General features: G+C 30.5%; 21 protein-coding genes and 1 riboswitch. Of the genes, 2 read left to right on the top strand and 19 right to left on the bottom strand.

Translation table 11 applies throughout. The annotated features are described in order from the left end of the window. Nucleotides 1–12: 12 nt before the first annotated feature. The gene (locus AB3K27_RS06380) at nucleotides 13–1,011 is read right to left on the bottom strand and encodes a helix-turn-helix domain-containing protein (RefSeq protein WP_368490404.1); all 999 of its coding nucleotides are present in this window, start codon (nucleotides 1,009–1,011) and stop codon (nucleotides 13–15) included. Nucleotides 1,012–1,213: 202 nt separating this feature from the next. Further along, on the bottom strand, nucleotides 1,214–1,435 hold the full coding sequence (locus AB3K27_RS06375) for a pirin-like C-terminal cupin domain-containing protein (RefSeq protein WP_368490403.1): 222 nt from the start codon (nucleotides 1,433–1,435) through the stop codon (nucleotides 1,214–1,216). Nucleotides 1,436–1,695: 260 nt separating this feature from the next. Here AB3K27_RS06375 and AB3K27_RS06370 point away from each other — a divergent pair, with 260 nt between their 5' ends. Further along, complete coding sequence (locus AB3K27_RS06370; protein WP_368490402.1) at nucleotides 1,696–1,992, top strand: 4-fold beta flower protein; 297 nt, start codon at nucleotides 1,696–1,698, stop codon at nucleotides 1,990–1,992. A 207-nt stretch (nucleotides 1,993–2,199) separates the two neighbouring features. On the opposite strand, the gene AB3K27_RS06365 is transcribed toward AB3K27_RS06370, so the two are convergent. From AB3K27_RS06365 to AB3K27_RS06330, 8 genes are all read right to left on the bottom strand, one after another. Beyond that, the gene (locus AB3K27_RS06365; protein WP_368490401.1) at nucleotides 2,200–2,928 is read right to left on the bottom strand and encodes a TIGR03943 family protein; all 729 of its coding nucleotides are present in this window, start codon (nucleotides 2,926–2,928) and stop codon (nucleotides 2,200–2,202) included. After that, complete coding sequence (locus AB3K27_RS06360; RefSeq protein ID WP_368490400.1) at nucleotides 2,928–4,598, bottom strand: permease; 1,671 nt, start codon at nucleotides 4,596–4,598, stop codon at nucleotides 2,928–2,930. Before AB3K27_RS06360 ends, AB3K27_RS06365 begins: the two co-directional genes overlap by 1 nt. Before the next feature lie 15 nt (nucleotides 4,599–4,613). Continuing rightward, nucleotides 4,614–5,582, bottom strand: coding sequence for a GTP-binding protein (locus AB3K27_RS06355; protein ID WP_368490399.1), 969 nt, complete (start codon nucleotides 5,580–5,582; stop codon nucleotides 4,614–4,616). A gap of 139 nt (nucleotides 5,583–5,721) precedes the next feature. Continuing rightward, nucleotides 5,722–6,375 carry a TrkA family potassium uptake protein gene (locus AB3K27_RS06350; protein ID WP_368490398.1) on the bottom strand — a complete coding sequence of 218 codons (654 nt, stop codon included), beginning with the start codon at nucleotides 6,373–6,375 and terminating at the stop codon, nucleotides 5,722–5,724. A gap of 24 nt (nucleotides 6,376–6,399) precedes the next feature. Further along, nucleotides 6,400–7,752 (bottom strand): TrkH family potassium uptake protein, encoded by a 1,353-nt coding sequence (locus tag AB3K27_RS06345; protein WP_368490397.1) that lies wholly within the window; start codon nucleotides 7,750–7,752, stop codon nucleotides 6,400–6,402. Nucleotides 7,753–7,830: 78 nt separating this feature from the next. Then, nucleotides 7,831–8,880: an NADH:flavin oxidoreductase gene (locus AB3K27_RS06340; RefSeq protein ID WP_368490396.1), complete on the bottom strand. Its 1,050-nt coding sequence runs from the start codon at nucleotides 8,878–8,880 to the stop codon at nucleotides 7,831–7,833. Between the two features lie 238 nt (nucleotides 8,881–9,118). Beyond that, on the bottom strand, nucleotides 9,119–10,834 hold the full coding sequence (locus tag AB3K27_RS06335; protein WP_368490395.1) for an ABC-ATPase domain-containing protein: 1,716 nt from the start codon (nucleotides 10,832–10,834) through the stop codon (nucleotides 9,119–9,121). Nucleotides 10,835–10,999: 165 nt separating this feature from the next. Next, the gene (locus tag AB3K27_RS06330; protein ID WP_368490394.1) at nucleotides 11,000–11,725 is read right to left on the bottom strand and encodes a DUF1287 domain-containing protein; all 726 of its coding nucleotides are present in this window, start codon (nucleotides 11,723–11,725) and stop codon (nucleotides 11,000–11,002) included. A gap of 200 nt (nucleotides 11,726–11,925) precedes the next feature. Beyond that, nucleotides 11,926–12,030: riboswitch (guanidine-I (ykkC/yxkD leader) on the bottom strand. Nucleotides 12,031–12,375: 345 nt separating this feature from the next. On the opposite strand from AB3K27_RS06330, the gene AB3K27_RS06325 reads away from it, so the two are divergent. Then, nucleotides 12,376–13,788 carry a DHA2 family efflux MFS transporter permease subunit gene (locus AB3K27_RS06325; protein WP_368490393.1) on the top strand — a complete coding sequence of 471 codons (1,413 nt, stop codon included), beginning with the start codon at nucleotides 12,376–12,378 and terminating at the stop codon, nucleotides 13,786–13,788. Between the two features lie 57 nt (nucleotides 13,789–13,845). Here the strand turns inward: AB3K27_RS06325 and AB3K27_RS06320 are convergent, their stop codons facing one another. From AB3K27_RS06320 to AB3K27_RS06280, 9 genes are all read right to left on the bottom strand, one after another. Continuing rightward, complete coding sequence (locus AB3K27_RS06320) at nucleotides 13,846–14,598, bottom strand: hypothetical protein (RefSeq protein ID WP_368490392.1); 753 nt, start codon at nucleotides 14,596–14,598, stop codon at nucleotides 13,846–13,848. Between the two features lie 16 nt (nucleotides 14,599–14,614). Next, nucleotides 14,615–15,328, bottom strand: coding sequence for an acylneuraminate cytidylyltransferase family protein (locus tag AB3K27_RS06315; RefSeq protein ID WP_368490391.1), 714 nt, complete (start codon nucleotides 15,326–15,328; stop codon nucleotides 14,615–14,617). Between the two features lie 39 nt (nucleotides 15,329–15,367). Then, nucleotides 15,368–16,414 carry a nucleotidyltransferase family protein gene (locus tag AB3K27_RS06310; protein WP_368490390.1) on the bottom strand — a complete coding sequence of 349 codons (1,047 nt, stop codon included), beginning with the start codon at nucleotides 16,412–16,414 and terminating at the stop codon, nucleotides 15,368–15,370. A gap of 16 nt (nucleotides 16,415–16,430) precedes the next feature. Continuing rightward, nucleotides 16,431–17,582, bottom strand: a complete 1,152-nt coding sequence (locus AB3K27_RS06305) for a LegC family aminotransferase (RefSeq protein ID WP_368490389.1) — start codon at nucleotides 17,580–17,582, stop codon at nucleotides 16,431–16,433. 93 nt (nucleotides 17,583–17,675) lie between these two features. Beyond that, a complete protein-coding gene (locus AB3K27_RS06300) occupies nucleotides 17,676–18,347 on the bottom strand; it encodes a PIG-L deacetylase family protein (protein WP_368490388.1) in 672 nt (223 codons plus the stop codon). 2 nt (nucleotides 18,348–18,349) lie between these two features. Beyond that, complete coding sequence (neuC, locus tag AB3K27_RS06295) at nucleotides 18,350–19,513, bottom strand: UDP-N-acetylglucosamine 2-epimerase (protein ID WP_368490386.1); 1,164 nt, start codon at nucleotides 19,511–19,513, stop codon at nucleotides 18,350–18,352. After that, nucleotides 19,503–20,450, bottom strand: a complete 948-nt coding sequence (locus tag AB3K27_RS06290) for a GNAT family N-acetyltransferase (protein WP_368490385.1) — start codon at nucleotides 20,448–20,450, stop codon at nucleotides 19,503–19,505. The genes neuC and AB3K27_RS06290 overlap by 11 nt, the downstream gene beginning before the upstream one ends. Before the next feature lie 14 nt (nucleotides 20,451–20,464). Next, nucleotides 20,465–21,463, bottom strand: a complete 999-nt coding sequence (neuB, locus tag AB3K27_RS06285; RefSeq protein WP_368490384.1) for an N-acetylneuraminate synthase — start codon at nucleotides 21,461–21,463, stop codon at nucleotides 20,465–20,467. Further along, nucleotides 21,456–22,097 carry an acetyltransferase gene (locus AB3K27_RS06280; protein WP_368490383.1) on the bottom strand — a complete coding sequence of 214 codons (642 nt, stop codon included), beginning with the start codon at nucleotides 22,095–22,097 and terminating at the stop codon, nucleotides 21,456–21,458. The genes neuB and AB3K27_RS06280 overlap by 8 nt, the downstream gene beginning before the upstream one ends. Between the last annotated feature and the right edge of the window lie 24 nt (nucleotides 22,098–22,121).

Here is a 22,121-nt window from a genome sequence, read left to right as displayed (position 1 = left end):
TATCTACTCCATTTATACATTTATGCTCCAAAACTGTCCATAAATTCTCCCCCTTCTAAACTTACCTGGAGTCATTCCCATAGTATCATGAAAGGCTTTTGAAAATTTACTGGCATTTTCATAACCCACCATCATTGCAATGTCCCCTACAGTATTTTTTGTATTCAAAAGCATTCCCGCAGCCTTTTTTATCCTAAATTCCTTTATAAATGCATAATAAGTTTTACCGTACATCTCTTTAAAACACTCCGAAAATGTCCTAGCATTTATCTTATACTTATTGCTTATTTCCTTTATGGTAATATATTTTTCCACATTTTCCGTAACATCTTCCTTTATAAGTTTTACCTTGCTTATAATCCTTCTATCAAAATATTTTCCCTTTATTTCAGATATCTGTATATCCTTATCAATCAAAAAAAGCACCAGTTCTGAAAATTTAACAATGGCCCTTTCTCGCCAGAAAGCATCCTCTGATATTATATTTCCCATTATGCTTTGTATGTACCTGTTATTGGACAGTATCATGAATTTTCCATGGACATTCATCTTGTGAAGCAGCATGTAACTTGTAATTGTGGTTTTCCCAAACATATTTTTCAGAAAATTATCCAGATTCTCTTCTGTGGTGGTAATGGAAATACCCTTATAATTTCCCAAGGGAAAGTTGTGTTTATGATTGCCACTAGACAAAATCGCCACTGCAAAATCCCCTGGTGCCACATAAAATATCTTTTGATTTAAATAATCCAGTTCGCACCTGCCTGCCATACAATAATTCATTTCTATAAGGCCTTTTTCCTCCATAGGAAAAAATTCCTTAACCTTTAATACAAAATCATGATATACAATCCATATACCTTCAAATATTTCATACTGCACTGTTTTTCCCTTAATATAATTTTCATTGTAATAATAAACTGTCTTGTTTTCCTCCCTTTGAACTTTTTCAATCATATCTTCAAAAGAGGCCTTCCATCTGATATCGGCTATATACAACTCCTTGTCCAAAAAATTCTCCCCATTTCCATATTTTATTTTAATACTTCCATTTCCCTCACAATTCTCAATTTGCCTCTGTATTTTTACCTTTCCACTTTCAATTAGTTTTTACATTCTCCAGTATGAACACTACTGTATCCCTTATAAGTTCCTCTAGGGCTCAGATGGAAAAGAGCATTACTTATGAGCAAATTCCATCTGAGCCTTCAAATCATTTGATAAAAGTTTCATTATCAAGTTCATTAAAAGCTTCAGTAACTTCATCATTTGAATTCATTACAATAGGCCCTCCCCATGCAATAGGTTCATTTAAAGATTTTCCTGTAAATAAAATAAAATGAATTTTTTCTTTACCTGACTTTATTTCCATTTTATCATCACTTTCAAAAAACAGTACTTTTTTCGTATATTGGATTTTTGATTTCTCTATCAAATAGACAGTATTCTGACAAGCTTTACTCCAGCTCCATCTTTTTCTATATTGCCTTTTATGACTTTTTTTATTGTTCTGATTGACATATAAATCCTTCCAATATTTATCTTATATTCTAAGTTTAATTATTTTCTTTTTCATCATTCCTCCTATATTTAAAGAATGTAAATTGGTAGCAACAGGGTTAACTTTTCATATAATATAGCATAAAATTAACTATTACAACTTATTTAAACACAATATGAAAAGGTGGTTACCCTATGGAAAGAATATATGATAGAAATGATAGAATAGTAGGATATTTAAAACACAATAATACTGTTTACGATAGATATAATAGAATTGCTGGATATATTGATACTCCCGTACTTTATGACGCAAATTGCAGACGAATAGGCTATGTAAGAAATGGGACTCTCTATAAACGTAATGGATCCCCATCATGTTATTTCAATGGCTGGCATGTTCATGACATGAGAGGACACAGACTAGGACATGTAAACAGTTCCTGGCTGGGATTACTTGCAGCCGGTCTATTACTAGGTCTATATTATTAGCTTGTGGTACCTAGATATAGTTGACTTTTGTAATTTAGATCCATAATGCTTTAATTTATCCTATAATAAAATTAACTAATACCCCCAGCTTCTTTAAGGTGGGGGATAAACACTTATATGTTCCTTTATAAGTTCTTCTAAGGCTCAGATAGAGGAAAAGCATTTCTCATGTGCAAACTTCATCTGAACCTCTAAATAACTTGATAATCAAGGATAAATATATGGATTCTCAGGAGCCTCTATATTTTCTATTTTTTGTACAACTATTATGGGCATTATATCTTCATTTCCATATTTAGTACTTTCAAGAGTACCTTCTACACTTATCCATTGTTCTTTATTAAGCTGTGATGCATTGTCCCATCTACACATTAATCCTATGACTTGAGCATCAGCAGCACAACAGCTCATCAGCATTCTCGCAACAACAAATTCATTTTCCTTAAAGTTTTCTTCCTTATAGACAAAACCTCTTATTATTACCTTCTTTCCAATATACTGCTGAACTTTACCTTCCAACTTAAAAATATTTTCATAATAATTGTGATCATCAAATAAAATCCTGTCTCCGATTATATTTTCTTTTATATTCTCATTGGTTGAACTGTTATTGTTTGAATTGGTTATTGTGACCCCTTTATTACCAGCAATTTCTGTATTCAAATTATTTGGAACTGCTGTAAATCCAATTAGAATTACTGCAAGAAACATTAAATAGCTTACTCTAAATTTATTCCTGGTCATTACTGTAAATATTTTTGTTAATTGAAATAAGGCTAATATGAAAATTGCCACTATAGTGATCTTTATATATATAAACATTTTAGGATTAATAAAATTATTAATCTCTCCTGTTTTCATCAAATAACATAAAAGGGCATTAAAAGCTATAAAAATAATAAATTTTATAAACTCTTCTGTATTAAATCTTCTCATTACACCACCCCCATGGTGGTTAATATATTTATTATGCAGCCAATTATGTAACAAACAGAGAAAATGTATACTATCAATCTTATTACAAAACCTTTTTTAAAGCTTGCTCCAAGCATTATGGTATTTTTTATATCCAGCATAGGACCTATAATCATAAAGGCAGAAACAGAGCCTAGTGTAAATTGATTTAAAAATGTCCTTGCAATAAAGGCATCTGCCTCAGAGCAAACTGATAACACAAATGCTAAAAGCATCATTACAATTATAGAATATACAGTGTGCATTCCAAGAGGAGTTATAATGCTTCTAGGTACAAATGTTTGAAATACTGACGATAACACGGCACCTATTATTAAATATTTGCTTATATCAAAAAATTCAATTGTAGTATGCTCCAAAACATTTAAAATTTTTGACCTTTTTAAACTATATTGATGATTATAGCCACATCCGCAGAGAATATCACTGTCAGACTCAAATTCTTTTCCTTTTACCGGCATATCTTTACCTTGAACAATTTCTATAAGAAAGCCTATTGTCACAGCTGCTAAAATTCCAAATCCTGCCCTTAACAATACAACACTGGGTCTATCGTAAAAAGCACTATAAGTAGATAACAGTACAACAGGATTGACTATAGGTACCGCAAGCATAAATGTAACAGCTATACTAGCTGGAACGCCTTTTTTCATAAGCCTTCTGGCTATAGGAACAACGGCACACTCACATATTGGAAATACAAATCCTATTAAAGAAGCTCCCATAATTCCCAAAAATTTATTTTTAGGAAGCACTTTTGAAATAACTCTATCCGATACAAAAACCTGTATCACTGCTGAAATAAAAGAACCTAAAAGTATAAATGGAATAGCCTCCAGCATTATACTGATAAATATAGTAAAAAAACTGTTAGTAAATCTCAAATTAAAATTAAAATCAGTTAATCCTCTTATTCCATTAAAGACAAAAAGAAGTAATACCCCTAAAATCATATACATAATTATTTTTCCGTTATTTGATTCAGCTGCTTCTACACTCCCTAATGCTTTTTCATCTTCTCCTTGAAAATAATTTTTTGTAACTGTTTGTATGTTTTTTAAAATTTTTTTTCGCAATATACAAGCTTTTAAAAGTTCTTCTTCCAAATGATTAATATTTTCAATTCCCAATATAATTGCATAGGAGTTAATCTCTTCAATCTTCTTTTTAATCCTTACTTGATCTTTTTTTGCCATTGTTTTAAAATTATTCATTATTATTAAATTACTATTATATATAGGCGGAAAAATCAAGGATTCCATATTATTTAAATAAAGTTCAAAACTTTCTGCATCCAATATATTAAATATAGTTGATATGCTGCAGTTTTTTCTTATTTCATCCTGGTTTAATGTATCTAACAGATCCTGCAATAAAGTTGCTCCATTATGTTCAATAATAATCCTATGGGGCTTATAACTTTTAATTATATCCATTGAAATTACATTTCCCACATTAACTTGTCCACTGTTTATATATTTATCTTCAATACTTTTTTCTCCAATCTCATTCTGAAATATAAGCACCCGCTGGCCATAGGCTAAAGTATTACCCAGGAGAACATTTATAAATGTAGTTTTCCCGGCCCCTAAAAATCCAGTAACTATTTCTACATCAATTTTTTTTATCATCTATTATACCTCGTATTAAGCAGTAAATAGCTTGTTTATATAATCCTTATTTATTTTGCAGCCTATTACACATACTCTTCCAGTAAAATCAGATGTAGTTTCCCTTATATTTAGTTCATTTGGTACATAATCAAACTCTATCCAGTTTTTATTTTCAACCTGAACTATACCCTTCGCCCTGAGCACCATTCCAGTAAGTTTTTCATCCCCCAGCTTATTTAAATTATTCAACAGCTTGTTTTTGTTGTATATAACTGAAGTTTCAATTCCATAGCTATCAAAAACTTCATCTACATTATTTGGGTTTTTATTTGAAACTTTTGTACCAATTACATTTAATTTCGTTCTTTCAAGTCTTACTGCCTGCTTTAGAAGTTCAGCCTTAAAATCTTCCTGTGCAGCTTTAACAATTTTATCCCCCTTTAGCTGTTCAATAGGGGTAGTAACAATACTACAACCACTATTAATCCTTTTAATTTGTTCTATTACTGATTGAATCTTTTCACTACTTTGATTTTCTGTTCTAGTTAAAACAACACACTTAGCACTTTCAATCTGATCCTTATAAAAATCTCCAAAATTTATTATATAGGCATTAAATTTTGTTACATCTATCAAGGTTATAACCAGATTCAAATTTACTATTGTTTTAAGTTCCCTACTACTTATAACCTTCAATATTTCTGAGAGCTTACCAACTCCAGAAGGTTCTATTATAATACTGTGAGGCTTGTACTTACAGCATATCTCCTCTATAGCTTTTTTAAAATCCCCTGCAATAGTACAACATATACAACCTGCATTTATTTCTTTTATTCTTATATTTGTTTTCTTTAAAAAGCTTCCATCTATTGGCACCTTTCCAAATTCATTTTCTATTATAGCTACATTTCCTGCATATACTTTTTCAAAAATCAACTTTTTAATAATAGTAGTCTTACCGGCTCCTAAAAACCCTGAAAAAATATCAACTCTGGTTTTCATAAATATATGCCTCCTTATTCGGATAAATTTACTTAATATTATAATAATATTAAATTAAATGCAAATTATTAGCATTTAGCATTATTTATTTTAAAAATCAATACAGGGATGGCATTATTAAAATAATAACTATATAATATCAAATGCTATTTTCCAATTTTTCAATTTCTTTTTGTCCCCCTATAGCTACAACTATATCCCCTTCCAAAAATACAAAATCTGAAGCAGGTGATACATTTATATCGTCCCCTCTTTTTATCATTATAATATTTATTCCATACTTAGACCTTATATTCAATTGCTCTAAATTTTTTCCAATCCATTTTTTTATACATAGTATTTCCGCTACTCTATATTCAGGGGATAATGCTATAAAATCCAACATATTATTTGATACCAGATTATGAGCAATTCTAACAGCTGTATCTTTTTCAGGGAAAACAACTTTATCAGCTCCTATTTTATATAGAATCTTTGCATGTAAATCTGTATTGGCCTTGGCAAGTACAAATTTCATACCCATTTCCTTTAACAATAAGGTAACTATAACACTACTTTGAATGTCGGCACCTATTATTATAGCTACATCAAAATTATTCACCCCAAGTGCCTTAAGATTCTCCTCCTCAGTGGCATCTGCCTCAACTGCCTGTGTCACATAAGGAGTTATATCCTGAACATTATCTTCTCTTGAATCCACTGCAAGTACATCATTTCCAAGTTCATAGAGAGTTCTAGCTATTGATTTTCCAAACCTCCCCAGGCCCACAACTAAATACTGCTTTTTTTTCATAAGATCATCTCCGTTTTTCAAATTTTATCCAATTAATATTTTATCCTCGGGATATTTTATAGATTTAGGAATCTTCCTGTTTATCATGGATAATATTACAGTAAGACCACCTAACCTCCCAAAAAACATAGTTATAATTATAATCATTTTTCCCATAGCACTCAAACTAGGTGTAATTCCAATACTCAATCCACAAGTTCCAATAGCCGATACACACTCAAAAATTATGGTTTCCATGGATTTATTTTTCTCAGTTACACCTAGTATCAAAGAAGATATAGAAATTAATATTACATAAATTATAAATATCACAATAGCTTTGTATACCAGATCTTTTTTTATGGTTCTTTTATAAATTTCAGTCTCCTGCCTGCCTTTTATTACAGATACAGCTGTCATTATAATTAAAGCTGCAGTGGTTGTCTTTATCCCCCCTGCTGTAGAGCCTGGAGCTCCACCTATAAACATAAATACAATAGTTAAAAATTTACTATTTTCACTCATATCAGAAATGGAAATCGAATTAAATCCTGCAGTTCTCGCTGAAACTGAAGCAAAAAATGAAGATAACAGCTTATCTCCTGAAGTCATATGTTTCATAGTAGCTGGATTGTCAAATTCAAATAAAAAAAACAATATGGTTCCAGAGGCTAAAAGTACAACAGCCATTGTTATACAAACCTTTGAATGAAGAGAAAGTCTCTTTATATGCTTAAAACTTAAATTATATATTTCCTGCCATACATAAAATCCTAATCCTCCAATGATAATCAATATACTTATAGTAAATATTATTGTAAAATTATTATAATAAGGTACTAAACTTCTACCCTCTCCAATTAAGTCTATGCCAGCATTACAGAATGCAGACACAGAGTGAAAAATTGAATAAAAAAGTCCTCTGCTAAGCCCAAATTGAGGAACAAACTGAGAAGACAAAACAACTGCTCCTACAGCTTCTACTAAAAAAGTAAACAATAATATGTTCTTTGACATTTTTACAAGCCCCTGTATATTAAAAGAATTAAGTGACTCATGAATTAACAGTCTTTCCTTTAATGTGATTTTTCTTCCTAAAATCAACGCAATAAGAGTGGAAAACGCCATAAATCCAAGTCCGCCCACCTGAATTAAAGCCAAAATTACCGTTTTTCCAAAATAGTTCCAATGAGTTCCTGTATCCACTGTTATAAGCCCTGTTACACAGGTTGCAGATGTAGCTACAAATAGTGAATCTATAAAATTGGTATATGTATGATTTTCAGAAGATATAGGAAGCCATAGTAAAATGGCACCTACTATAATTATTAACAAAAACCCCAATATTAAAATTTGAATTTCATTCATTTTAAATAATGATTTATTTTTAAACTCCATTAAAATTCACCTTCTGTTTATAAATTACTCTTTATAGTATATTTAATTTAAAAATACTTACCCGATTTATTTAAAAAACTAAAATTTTCTTGGACAATTATCTCCATTTGTGAACCACCTACAGGGTTTACATCCTAAGCATTTAATAATACTCTTTCCTTCTCTTATATGACTTGTAAAATCATGATCTGCAAGCTGTGCTCTACCTATGGCAACAAAATCCACCAAATTATTATCAATTAAATAATTGGCCTGCTCTTTTGTTTTAATTGAATTTACTGCAATTACAGGTATATTTACCTGTTCTTTTATTTTAGCTGCGCCATATACAATCCAGTTACAGGGAAAATCTTTTGGTACTTCTTCTTTAATTGGTGTATTATCATATCCCGTAGAAACATGAATATAATCCATACCTGAAGCTTCAAATTTTTTTGCCATATTAATGCTGGTTTCCAAATCACTCTCATTACAACCCATCCGAATTCCAACTACAAAAGAAGCATCAACCTTTTGTTTAACTCCTTGAAGAATCTCCATTGTAAATCTCAATCTATTATCTAAGCTTCCGCCATACTCATCCACTCGCTTGTTTATCTTAGTTGAAAAAAACTGTGTCATAAGATAGGAATGGGCTCCATGAAATTCAACTCCATCAAAACCAGCTTTTTGGGCTCTAAGGGCAGCACTTATGAAATCCTGTTGTATTGAATGGAGTTCATGCTTTGTCATAGCCCTGGCAGACATATTTCTATGAATATAATCAGAAGATGTAATAGTATCTTTATTAACAAGCTTGGAGGCTTTAAGTCCTGCATGATGAAGCTGGAGAATAACTTTTGCATTATATGTATGACAAATGTGCGCTATTTTACCCAATCCCTCTATATAATCATCACACCAAATTCCCAGCTGATCTGGAAATATTTTTCCATTTTCGGAAACTGCTGCTGCTTCCACAATTATTAATCCTGTGCCGCTTTTAGCTATTCTTTCATAGTGATATATATTTTTCTTTGATACAAAACCATTCTTATCTGCAAAATTAAAACAAACCATAGGAGGTAGTACAATTCTATTTTTTATTTCTAGATTTTTAATTTTACGTGGTGTAAAAAGTGTATTCATTATCTTCTCTACCTTTCATTTATTTTTAAAACTAATTTTTTATCCGAAGGCTACCATTGCTAACACCCCCATCTTCTTTAAAATGGGGGATAAGCACTGCTGCGCCCCTGGATAAGTTATTCCCCTAAAGGATAATGTATTCTAAGTGCTAAAGACACTAAGAATACTGTTAATAAGGTTCAGGTGGAGAAAGGTATTCCTTATGAGCAAACTCCACCTGAGCCTAAGAATCACTTGATTACTCTGACATTTTTACCCTTAATCCTCTGTAACGGTTCAAAGCGGCACAGAATTCATGTTTCCTAGGCAGTGCCAGATTACCTGGATGACCTGTATAGGGTGAAATAGAATCTAATCCAAATTTTTCTATCTGCTGATATAGTCTATTGACAGCTTGAAAAACAGATACCCTATCGTCCAATATACGTTTTCTCAAAAAATCAATCATTACAGCAATGCAATTGGTTTGGCTGTCATCTACTAATTGTTCCAAAGCAGAAAGATCAATAATTTCTCTTCCATATGAAATCTTATATTTCCCTCTAGGCTTAATACGATCTTCTTTCCCTGTTCCTAAAAATCCCACCTTTAAAGGAATCCTATGTGTAATTTCTCCAAATTTACTATTTGTGATTTGTTCCCGTATGTATCCATGGGAATTTGCAATCTCTTTGGCAGTACTTGTTACATCCTTTGGCACATATTCATCCATCATAATAATTTGGTGTGCCACATCAAAATAATCCCCTGAACCTCCAACTATCAATATGGTTGAAACCCCATTATCATCATATAATGATTTTACCTTATCAATAAAAGGTGTTATGGGTTCTTTATCTTTTGAAACTAATTTTTGCATCCGTCCATCTCGTATCATAAAATTGGTAGCAGAGGTATCCTCGTCAATCAATAAAAGTGATGTCCCCACTTCTAAAGCTTCCATAACATTTGCTGCTTGAGAAGTACTTCCACTGGCATTTTCCGTAGAAAATTTAAAAGTATCTTTATTTCCCGGCAAATTGCCGATAAAGGTGCTAATATTAACTTTTTCCACATTTCGTCCATCTTCAGCACGAATTTTTACTGCATCTTGCCTGGTAATCACAAATTCTCTGCCATCACCGGGAATATGATTATATACACCAAGTTCAAGTGCCTTCAACAATGTAGATTTTCCATGATAACCTCCACCTACAATTAAAGTTATTCCCCGGGGTATTCCCATTCCTGTGATTTTACCATTATAAGGCAGTGAAATTTCTATTTCAAATTTTTCCGGGCTTATAAATGGAATTTTGCCTTTAGACAAAAGCTTATCTGATATACCACTTTCTCTTGGCAAAATGGAACCATTACCAATAAAAGCAACAAGACCCTTTCTCTCTAATTCCTTTCGAATATACATTTGATCCATAATTAAATTTACCTGATTTTTTAATGCTTTTTGATCAATATTTCTATAAAACAGGGATCTGTCTACTATCTTAGGAAGGATCTCCTGAAAGATACGGTTGGCAGCTTTACCCAAAACTCGTCTTCCTACAGCGGGCAGACCGATTTCAAATCTCACTTCAATACGGTTATTTTTGATCAAAACAGCTGTCCTCTCAAGCATTTCTTGCCCACAATGATCAATTAGCAAAAGTCCACTACCCCCTATTCCACTGATACCCTTATTTAAGTGCTGGATATTCTTCCAGAAAACTCTCGTTAGAAAATCCGAAACAGCTGTTATTTTATCTTTGGAATCAAGCAGATCATTTGGAATGCCTGTAATATCACAGTTAATTACAATATGAGATTTAGATGGAGGAGCATATGGATCTGCCTGGACATGGTCAACAAAAAGCTGATAAGTTCCAAAATCATATGCTCCCTTTATTTCTTTATAAGCAGAATACCCACGCCCATCTATAGACATTAATAGTTTTTCAAGTTCATGATGGTTTTTCAAATTAGATGCCCCCTTGTATGTATTATTGTTTCTTTGCTCTATTATACATTATCTGAAAACTATATGGAGAGATAACTATCCATTAGACATACAACGATCTGGCTAGCATTAAACTCAGGATGGCAAATCCCCTAGTTTAATTATGCATATTCTCTGATCTTGCTATTATTTCGGGAATCTAAAATGACCTGTTATTCTAGGCATCCAATACATAATTTCATCACCTTCTCTAGCATAAGGTGGTGAATTATGTATTATGTATGGAATACCATCTGCTCTCCTTTTATCAGAAACTATAGCTATATGTTCACTGTGCTCAAAGGTTACAATATCTCCTGGCTGCCATTCCTTTAAATTCTCTATATCATTAGGTTTCAACTCAGTAGTAATACTGGCTGCATATTTTTTAAAATAAACATAAAGATTAGCCACCCTTCTAAAATCTATATTGGGATCTGGCTGACCCTCAATTTTCTCATAATCACCAGGATAATTTCTTATATCCTCATCTACCATATCTTTTAGATTATACCCTGCATCTTTAAAAGCTCTCCATACTAAGTCAGTACATACTCCTTCATTTTCTGGAGGATATCCACCTATATAATAGCCCTCTTTATATTTTACCTTTTTATCTGCTTCCTTTCTTGCTCCAAGTACTATATCTTTTTGATCCTTTATGCCATCTTTATCTTTGTCTGAATTTATTAATACTATTCTTTTATTTAACTTTTCATCAATTGTTTCACTCTTTTTTTCACCATCTGTATTCTTAGTTTTCACCTTTGTTGTATTTTTGCTGTAAAACACATTTTTGTGCGTAAAAAGTTTAAAACTTACAGCAATTAAACAAATTAAAACTAAGAACATTACAAAAAATTTTTTTCTCATTTTTCGCCTCCTTCTTTCTTTTATTATAAAGCATATTTAAAAAATAGTTACTATGTTGTCTTTTAAATTTTCTTGTGAATACTTCAAACCTATAGCCCAACACACTTCAAAAATCCCTGCTACAATTAATAATAATCATTTCATAATTTTACTCCTCCCCTAAAATTAAAATAAAAAAGCCCTAGACGATATAGTAAAATATCTCCCAGGCTTTTATCCTTCCGTGGACACAGCAAACTGTGCGTTTTATCTTGGACCAGAGCAATTTATCAATTTCAAACTGCAGAACCCTATAAAACTTTAAATTATTAAAATTTCTTATTTTTAAAATAATAGCAAAAAATATTAAGATAGTCAATATCCAATCTTTTTCTGTTTTTCAGCAAAAACATTATGTTATAAAATGATAACTTATTTAATTTTATAATTACTGCTATTTAACAAACTAGTGTGGTAAAAAGAAGTAGGTACAGTATCTTTTGTGTAGACTGCTCATTAAAAGAAAAAATGATTTGCAAAATTTCTGATAATTATTGTATAATATCTATACAACGAGTAGTTTTGATAACGTAAGTCCAGTTGTCAAAGCTACTCGCTTTTTTTGAAGATCAACTATATATGGACTAATCTAATAAAGAGGAGAAAACTCAATGGAAAAAATAATAAAATCCAAAACAAAAATCAATATAAAGGCAATTCTAGCAGTATTGGCATTTAGTGCATTTATAGCATTATTTAATGAAACTATATTAAATGTTGCATTAAATATTCTTATGGAGGAAATGAATGTTACAGCAGGAACAATACAATGGTTAGTTACTGCATACATGATAGTTGTATCAATTATGGTACCAGTTACAGCTTTTTTAATCCAATCCTTTGAAACAAAAAAACTGTATTTAGGAGCTATGACCATACTTTTGATTGGAACAATATGTGCAGCTTGTTCTAAAACTTTTACAATATTACTTATTTCAAGAATATTACAAGCTTCAGCAACTGGAATGATGATTCCTATTATGATGAATACAATATTACTTGTAACACTACCAGAAAAACGGGGCTCAGCAATGGGTATATGTGTCTGTGTAATTCAACTTGGACCAGCACTTGGACCAACAATTTCAGGGCTTATATTACAATTTTTTAGCTGGCATGCATTATTTATAATATTAATTCCACTTATACTACTATCTATGATACTTGGATATATTTATTTAGTTACTGTATCAACTCTTACAAAGCCCAAAATTGATATTATATCAATTATACTGTCAACTATTGGATTTGGAGGAATCATATATGGCCTAAGTAGTTTTAGTGGTGGTGGAAATATGAAGATGATTGGTATAATATTTATTATTGGAATAATATCATTGTTCTTATTTGGTAAACGTCAATTATTATTAAAAGAACCAATGTTAGAAATACGCACATTAAAATATCCTTTATTTTCAATTGGTGTAGCACTTGTCATGATTTCAATGATAACAATATTTACTATGAATGTAATGTTACCTATGTTTCTTCAAGGAGCACTTAAAACAACAACTTTCATGTCTGCAATGGTATTACTTCCTGCAACACTTACCAATGGATTTGTAACTCTTATAAGTGGAAAAATTTATGATAAATTAGGGGCAAAGGTTTTAATACCAGTAGGATTTACTATAATTCTTGTGTCATTATTTATTTTATCACGCTCAACTATTGATACATCTCTTGCAAAGATTACAGTCATATATATAGTAATATGTATTGGGGTTGGAAGTACAATGTCACCGTCTCAAACAAAAGCCCTTAATCAATTGCCAAAAAAAGCTTATCCACATGGTGTAGCTATACTAAATACTCTTCAACAAATATCAGCTGCAATTGGTTCATCAGTATTTATAAGTATTATGTCAACTTCTCAACTGAAAGCCTTAAATAATTCAGCTTCACAGGAAGTTGCTTTGGCTACCGGGTTTAGAGCAGCCTCATTAGTTTTAGTAATATTAGTTTTAGTAGGCCTTTGTTTGTCATTTACTTTAAAATTTGAAAATAAAAATCTTTCTTTATAATTTGATTTAAAATCAGTAAATATTAAAAAGAATAAAATTTAAATAAACATTTGTAGTTCAAAAACTCACAGAAGATACAAAGCATAAATTCACTGCAGCTCCATCATTCCCTGGTAAACTAATTAGTACTGTATTTGCACCTGTTGCCCTAACTATATTACCTTCACCTGAAATTACATTATTTCTACTTGTATCTATATTTGAAACCCTATTTCCTATATTATTTGCAAAAAGTATTCTTAATTGTTCCTGACAACATTGTTTATATCCCTTTGGAATCTCAGAAATAGTTGTATCTAAGGCAGCTTTTAGGGTACTGGTCCTAAAATCGTAAGAATTGCCAATTAAAAAAGTGCTTTGTATCAGCTCCATTTGACAAATAGGTACAATTTCTCCATTTGAAAATTGTGCTAGTGCTGCTGTATATATATTATTTGCATCAGGATAAAATCTGATTATACTCTGATTGTTTACAGCTGGTTCAGGAGCTATTGTTTCAACTATTATATCTGTTGCTCCAACATTTTTTAAATACCCTAAAACGGCTCTTAATCCTGCCATGCAATATTCATCCCCATTTATTCCAGCAAATCCTGGAGGACAAATATTACAGAAATTATATTTAGGGTTATAATTGTTTCTGTGATACACAGGTGAACAATTATTATTTAAATATCTTTCATGAAAACAATCCAAAGAATCATCCTCAATGAAATCACCTAAGCAATTATCCTCAATAATTTCCCAATGACTGTGTTTTAAACCATTAACATAATAGTTTATACTAACTGAATTTTGGTTATTATGCATATTTACTCCTCCAAATTTAATCAATAAAACTATTCATCATAAAATCATTATTTATTATAAATTTCACAAATTCAAATTGATAAATATCATCTATATCTATAGATGATATTTTATCCATTATATATGGATAACTCTTCTCTCTATAGAAACTCTTATATTTTAAAAAATAATCTGTTTTACATATATAAATAGCTCCATTTATTCTATATTCCTTCTTCATATCCTGTCTTCTTACTCTTTTGCTGTCATCAAAAAGAAAATCCAAACGCATATTTGAATCTAAAACTATATTAATATTTGATGGGTGATCTACTTCACATATACTTACTATTGAATTTGCATCATAACTCAATAACTTGTCTATACTTTCTAATATGTGATTTTCATTTCTAAGGGGTGAGGTAGGCTGCAGCAGAACAGTATAATCGTATGAGCTTCCAGTTTTTTTTATTTCATTTAATACATGTAAAATAACATCATGATTTGATGCAGTATCTGTAGATAGCTCATCAGGCCTCAAAAATGGAACTGACGCCCCGTAACTTTCTGCTATTTGTGCATATTTTTTAGAATCAGTAGATACAATTATATCGTCAAAAATTTTAGATTTTATACATGCATCTATAGTGTAAGCCATTAAAGGTTTATTATTTATTTCTTTTATATTTTTATCAATTATGCCCTTGGATCCACTTCTTGCAGGTATTATAGCCAAAAAACTTCTATCCATATACATTGCCTATCTCCTTAAATCATAAAAACTTTCAAATCAAATATTTAATTTTTCTATCATACTTTTCATTTCTCTAAATTCCCCCATATCCAGCCAATCATTATTAGTTACAGGGTATATCCCCACCTTTTCATCCTTTGACAAACAGATATTTATTAAATCTGTCATATTAAAATAGATACCTTTAGGAATATACCTTAATACATCTACTTCCAATACATACATACCCGTATTAATTAAAAATTCATAATTGGGTTTTTCGTCAATTGAGGCTATATCTCCTTTTGGGTTTAAATTCAAAATTCCATATGGAATTATATAATTTTTTAAAGCTGTGACTACTGTTACCTTGTTATTATGCTCTTTATGATATTCTAAAATTTTAGAATAATTAGCATTAACCAATATGTCACAATTGCTTACAAAAAAAGTATTGCCTATGCTGTTACCCACTAAACTCAATCCTCCTGCAGTCCCAAGAGGTTTTTTTTCTTCTAAAAATGATATTTTATATGATAATTTTTTACTAAAATATGCTTTTATTATTTCTTTTTTATAATTAACAGTAATATAAAAATTTTCAAACTTAAACTCTAGAAATCTGTTTATTATCCTCTCTATTATGGGTATCTCTCCAATTGGAATAAGTGCCTTTGGAATAATCTTTGTATACGGATACAGCCTTGTACCTTTTCCACCAGCCATTATAACAACTGATATATCCCTGGTATTATTACAATTAAATTTATTATCATACAGGTCATCCCAAAATATTATATCTATAACTTCATCATACTCATTTACCAGCGGCAGACTTTCAATACGATACTTTTTCATCAATTCATTTGCTCTATTTCTATTTTTTATATTTAAATATATAGGATGTACATTCATTATATTTTCCACTGAAAATGATAAATCTCCGCTTTTTACAATCCATCTTCTTATATCTCCATCTGTAACTACACCTATTAATTTATTATTCTCTACTACAATAAGAATCTTTTTTACAGTTTTATTTAACTTTTCAATTGCCTGTCGTATTGATATTTTTTTATCTATAAAAAGAGCCTGAATACTCATAAGAACACTCCCTAACCTATTGAGCTTTTTCTAGTATGCTTATGATATATTCTATGTTTTCCCTTTTTAAGTTGGTACTACATGGTATATTCAATACTCTATTATAATATTTAATGGCTTTTTCAATTTTATACGCTTGATTTTTTATATATGGTCTTTGTGTGTGTATTAGTTTCCAAATAGGTCTTGTTTGGATTTGATTTTTTAAAAGGTATTTTAACAGTTCATCCCTATCCAAGCTGTTATTATCTATATATAAAGAATAAAACCAATGATTGTTTCTTGCATTATTATTAAATTCCAGAAGTGTTAATCCTTTTATATTATTTATTCTTGACTTATACAATTTGTAATTTTTAATTTTTATTTCAATAAATTCTTCTAATCTTTCAAGTTGTGCTACTCCCAATGCTGCTTGTAAATTAGTCATTCTATAATTGTATCCTATATAATGATGTATATAATATAATTCATCATCTTTAGCTTGAGTTGACAAATATTTAGCCTTTTTTATATCCTCAGAGGATTTTCCAATTAAAATTCCTCCTCCTCCAGTTGTTATTATTTTATTTCCATTAAATGAATAAGCTCCAAAATCACCTATGGTACCTGCAAACCTTCCTTTATATTTTCCACTAGTATAATAGGTTCCTAAAGCTTCAGTAGCATCTTCTATTAATTTTATTTTGTATTTGTCTGTTAACTCTTTTATTTTTTCAACATTAGCCATATTTCCAAACACATGAACTACTATTAATGCTTTAATATACCTGTTAGTATTTTTATTTTTTAATCCACTGTTAGTTATCACGCATTCATTTTCAAAGAATTCTTCAAGTTTGCCGCAATCCATATTTAAACTATTATCACAATCCATAAATATAGGTTCTGCTCCTAAATATTTAACTGGATTAACTGCCGCTATAAATGTAACCGTTGGCACTATAACCTCGCTATTTACACTAACTCCAGATAACCTTAATGCTAAATGAATTGCTGCTGTGCCACTTTGACATGCAGCAGCATTATCTACATTTAAGTATTTTTTTATATCATTTTCAAATCTATTTACATAGCTGCCTGATGTAGAAACCCATTCACTTCCTATAGCATCTACCACATATTTTTCTTCATTACCCTTCAAATTTGGTACAGATAAGGGTATCATAATTATCTTCCTCTCATATTTTAAAGTTCACTTTATCTGCTCCAGCCTCCTTCTATTAAAATATTGTCTTTAAGCCATATCTAAAAGCTATTTTTATTCTATTCTCTCTCTTAATAACATAAATGCCTCAGCATTTTTATAACCTGAAGCTCCTCCTCTAAATACCGAAAGCCCTTTTACTACATCCGCAGATCTTGGAAAAGGTGCTTTTCCTATTTCACTTTTAAATATGTTCATAATCTTCAGCTTTTTATCTAAAAACCCTTCTATATTTATAAATACATTAGGTTTAAAACTATCTATAGAATTATTTATTCCAAACTCAGTTTCCGATAATGTTTCATAAACATATACCTTTTTGACTGTATTATACCTAAACCACTTAGTACAAGACATTGCAGCTTCTGAAACAATCCTATGATCGCTATGTATATCTCCATAATTAGGGATGTACAGAACTTCACATTTTGTTTCAATAATACATTCAGATATTTTATCCACTAAATCCTTAAAAGGTATTTTATCTAATTCTGTAGTAGGAAATCCTAATCTAAATACCTTTGCAAATTTATATTCATTAGCTACTTTTTCGATTTCTAATTCTCTACTATTTATTCTTTCTTTAGAAAACCCTAGTTCCTCTGTCATTGAAGTTACTATAACCCAATAAACCCTGTGACCCTCTTTTACATACTTTAATATGCTTCCCCCACAACCAAAGGTTTCATCATCCGCATGTGGTGCTATAATCAATATATTACTCATTATCAACCTCCAAACAATGGATCCTCCCATTTAACTACATAAGATTTTAAATCTAAGCTTCTCATTAAGCTTATAATCTTCTCAACTGAATCTCCGCTGCCATAGGGTGATTGTACTTTATCCAATAAAAGTTTAAATTCTTCAGCTAAAACTGTTTCTATCCCTTTTACTATATTACTCACTCCTTGATAAACAAAAACCACATTTTCTGCACATAATCTTCCTTTTTGCCTATTTCCAACATTAACTGCACCTAATTTTAATATTGGTGCCTCATATAATCCAGCACTGGAATTTCCAATCATAAACATACTATTCCTTAATAAATTTATAAATAAAGTTCTAGGGATATTTTTATAAAACTTAAAATTTTCTTTATTATAGTATTTTTTTATTACTTCTATAATCTTCTTGTTTCCGCTATCTACATTTGGGTAGCTTACAAATGCATTTACAGACTTTTTTTCCAAAGCAACTAAAATTTCTTCAAAATACTTACCTGCTCTATCTTCTTCACCTGCCAGGGGGTGAAATATCATAACTGCATAATTGTTCCAACGAGGTTTACCTAAGATATAAACAACTTCTTTTTTGCTTATATACTCAGTAGAAATAAATTTATCCAAGGCTGGACTTCCAACATTAAATATTCTATTTTTATTTTCTCCAATTTTTATTAATCTTTGTTTTGATTCTTCGTTACTGACAAAATGAAGAGATGACAATTTAGATACTGCATGCCTCACTGGATTGTCAATATTCCCATCCAAAGCATGATCTCCTCCAAAAAAATGTATGGTTGGAATTCTAAGATATGTGCCTATTAATCCTCCAACAACCACTTCTTCCCTATCTCCGGCATATAAAATAACATCTGGTTTATATGCTGCTACTGTATGAATACAATCCTGTAATAATATAGACAGTGATTTAATTCTAGAAGCCCTGGAATTGGAATCAATAAGATTTTCAATTTGGGCTATTACCGGTATCCCATCTTCCACTATATTATTTAATGTATATCCATAGGTTTCTGATAAATGCGCACCTGATACTACAAGCTTAATTTCAAAATCATTTGCTTTATTTAATTTTTTATATAAAAGACTCATAAGATCATAATCTGACCTAATTCCAGTAAAGGCTAAAATTTTCTTAATACACATCCGAATCTCCCATCTGTATATTCCAATTATTGTAAATGTTTAAATCAGTGGATTCCTCTTTAAAATCCTTAACTCCAAAATAAGAAATGGGTTCACAGTTGATAAATCCAATCCTTTCAGCTATTTCATGTACATTATCATTCAACTGACACCACATATTGATATATTTAAAATTATCATTTTTCCCTTTTTCAATAATCCATTCTAATATTTCTTTTGTATAACAATCATCTAATGAATTGATTTCTACTACATCAATTTCATAATTATTAAACTCCTTAGTAATCATTGATGAAACTACGGTTTGTCCTTGAACTACTACATAATTATCATATTTATTAATTGGATTATCCCTAAATCTCCATTTTAAATAATCCAGCTCCTTATATATTTTTATTTTGTTATTATTGTTATCAATAAGCCTAGAATAATCCAGTAAAAATTTTTTATCGTTAATGATATTAAAATTTTTATAATTGTTTAAATTACTTATGTTTAACAAACTTAATTTCATAGTGGGAATTTCATATATGTCCTTCCAATTCAATTTATTTACAAAGATGAAGTGAGAATTATTATTAGGAAATCCAATTACTGCTTTATAACCAATCTCCTCCATTCTTTCATATAATCCCTTAGCTAATTTGGGGAATAATCCTCTTCCTCTAAAATTGGGATGAGTCATTGTAGTCATAGATAATGCGGCCTTTTCTATATTCCCATTAATACAAATTTTACAAGGTGATACAGAATAATTTGCTATTATCTTGTTATTTTCAAGTACAGCGTTAACCAGCATATCTCCCATAGGATTATCTATATATCTCCATGTCAAGAATTCTTCAGATATTTCTCTATTGAAACAACTCCTAAATAACTTTTGGAATTCTGATATTCTTTTTAAATATTCATTTTTATCTATAAATTTAAATTCCACTAAATTTCCCTACCTTATAAATCTATAAGCTCATCTTTTTTAAAATTCCTTTTTGCCTTTTTTCCAATAACATAACTCCAATTTCTAGGTGATATACCTGTCCCAGGCCTTTTTACGCATACATTTTCTTCAGTAAATGTTTCTTTAGATTTTATGAAAACTTTAGCCACCAAACTTTTCCTTGCCACCGCTCTATTTATTTTTTCTGAAGGGGTTTGAACTTTTATCCCATCTCCAAGAGCCCTTTCTATATTCCTTACTGCTTTAACCATGTTGTTAAGTTCAAAAGGTTCCAAACTGGCCTTATGATCCGGACCATCCATATTTTTATCTAATGTAAAATGTTTTTCTATAACTTTGGCACCTAATGCTGCCGCCGCTATAGCTACCTCTATTCCCTCTGTATGATCTGAATATCCAACTGGCACTTTGAATGCATTTTCTATGGTTTTCATAGCCAATAAGTTTACTTCTTCCATTTTAGTCGGGTAATTGGTATTACAGTGAAGTACAACAACATCTTTTGTGCCATTTTCTTTTAAGATGTTTAATGAAAATTCTATATCTGATAAATTACTCATACCCGTTGATAGTATAACTTTCTTTTTTAATTTTGCTATCTTTATCAAGTATGGAACATTGTCTATTTCACTAGAGGGTATTTTAAAAATTGACATTCCAATACTATTTAAAAAATCAATACTATCTAAATCAAATGGGGATGATAAAAACATTATTTTTTTCATATCACAATAATTCTTTAATTCTATATATTCTCTATAACTCAACTCTAACTTTTCCAACATTTGTAATTGAGAAGTTTTTTCACCTAAATGATTAATCTGATAGTTAGCTTGTTTTGCATAGTTTGTTACTAGATTAGATGCCTTAAAGGTTTGAAATTTTACTGCATCTACTCCTGCAATTACTGCTTTATCAACCATTTTTTTTGCTGTATTTAAATCTCCATTGTGGTTAACTCCAGCTTCGGCAATTATAAAAATATTACTCATAACATTCCACCTCCCGACCTGGATTGCCATAAACCTTAATTCCATCTTTAACATTTTTAACAATAACAGAACCCGCCCCTATAAGTACATTCTTTCCCACATTAATATTTTGAATAATTGTAGCATTAGTTCCCACATGTGTTCCTTGTCCAATTGAAACTCCACCACTTAATGTTGCTCCAGGTGCTAAATGAACAAATTCATTTATTTTACAATCATGCTCTACTATAGCACCGGAATTTATAATGCACTGCTTTTTTATTAAGGCATTAGCATTGACAATTGCTCCTTTTCCTATAAATACACCCTCTTCAATTTTTGCGCTACATGACACTATAGCTGTTTTATCAATTATGATGGGAAAATTATATCCTATACTTTTTAATAAATTATAAAATTTTATTCTAATTTCAGGATATGCAGTAGAACCAATTCCAATAAATGCATTTTTTATGCCGGATTTATATAGTGAATCAAGATCTTCATCACACCACACTCTGTCTATATCTAATCTGCTATGATTCCTATGTTTTTTATCAACAATTCCTATAATCTGAAAATTATTTAATCCATTTATAGAATCAATAATACTTCTACAGTGGCCCCCTGCACCGATTAATATTATTTTTTCCATAAACTTTCCTCCTAATTACTTAAT

It is taken from the genome of Clostridium sp. BJN0013 (assembly GCF_040939125.1).
Classification (GTDB): Bacteria; Bacillota; Clostridia; order Clostridiales; family Clostridiaceae; genus Clostridium_B.
Note: the sequence above shows the minus strand (reverse complement) of the source record. Positions and strands in the feature narration are given on the sequence as shown.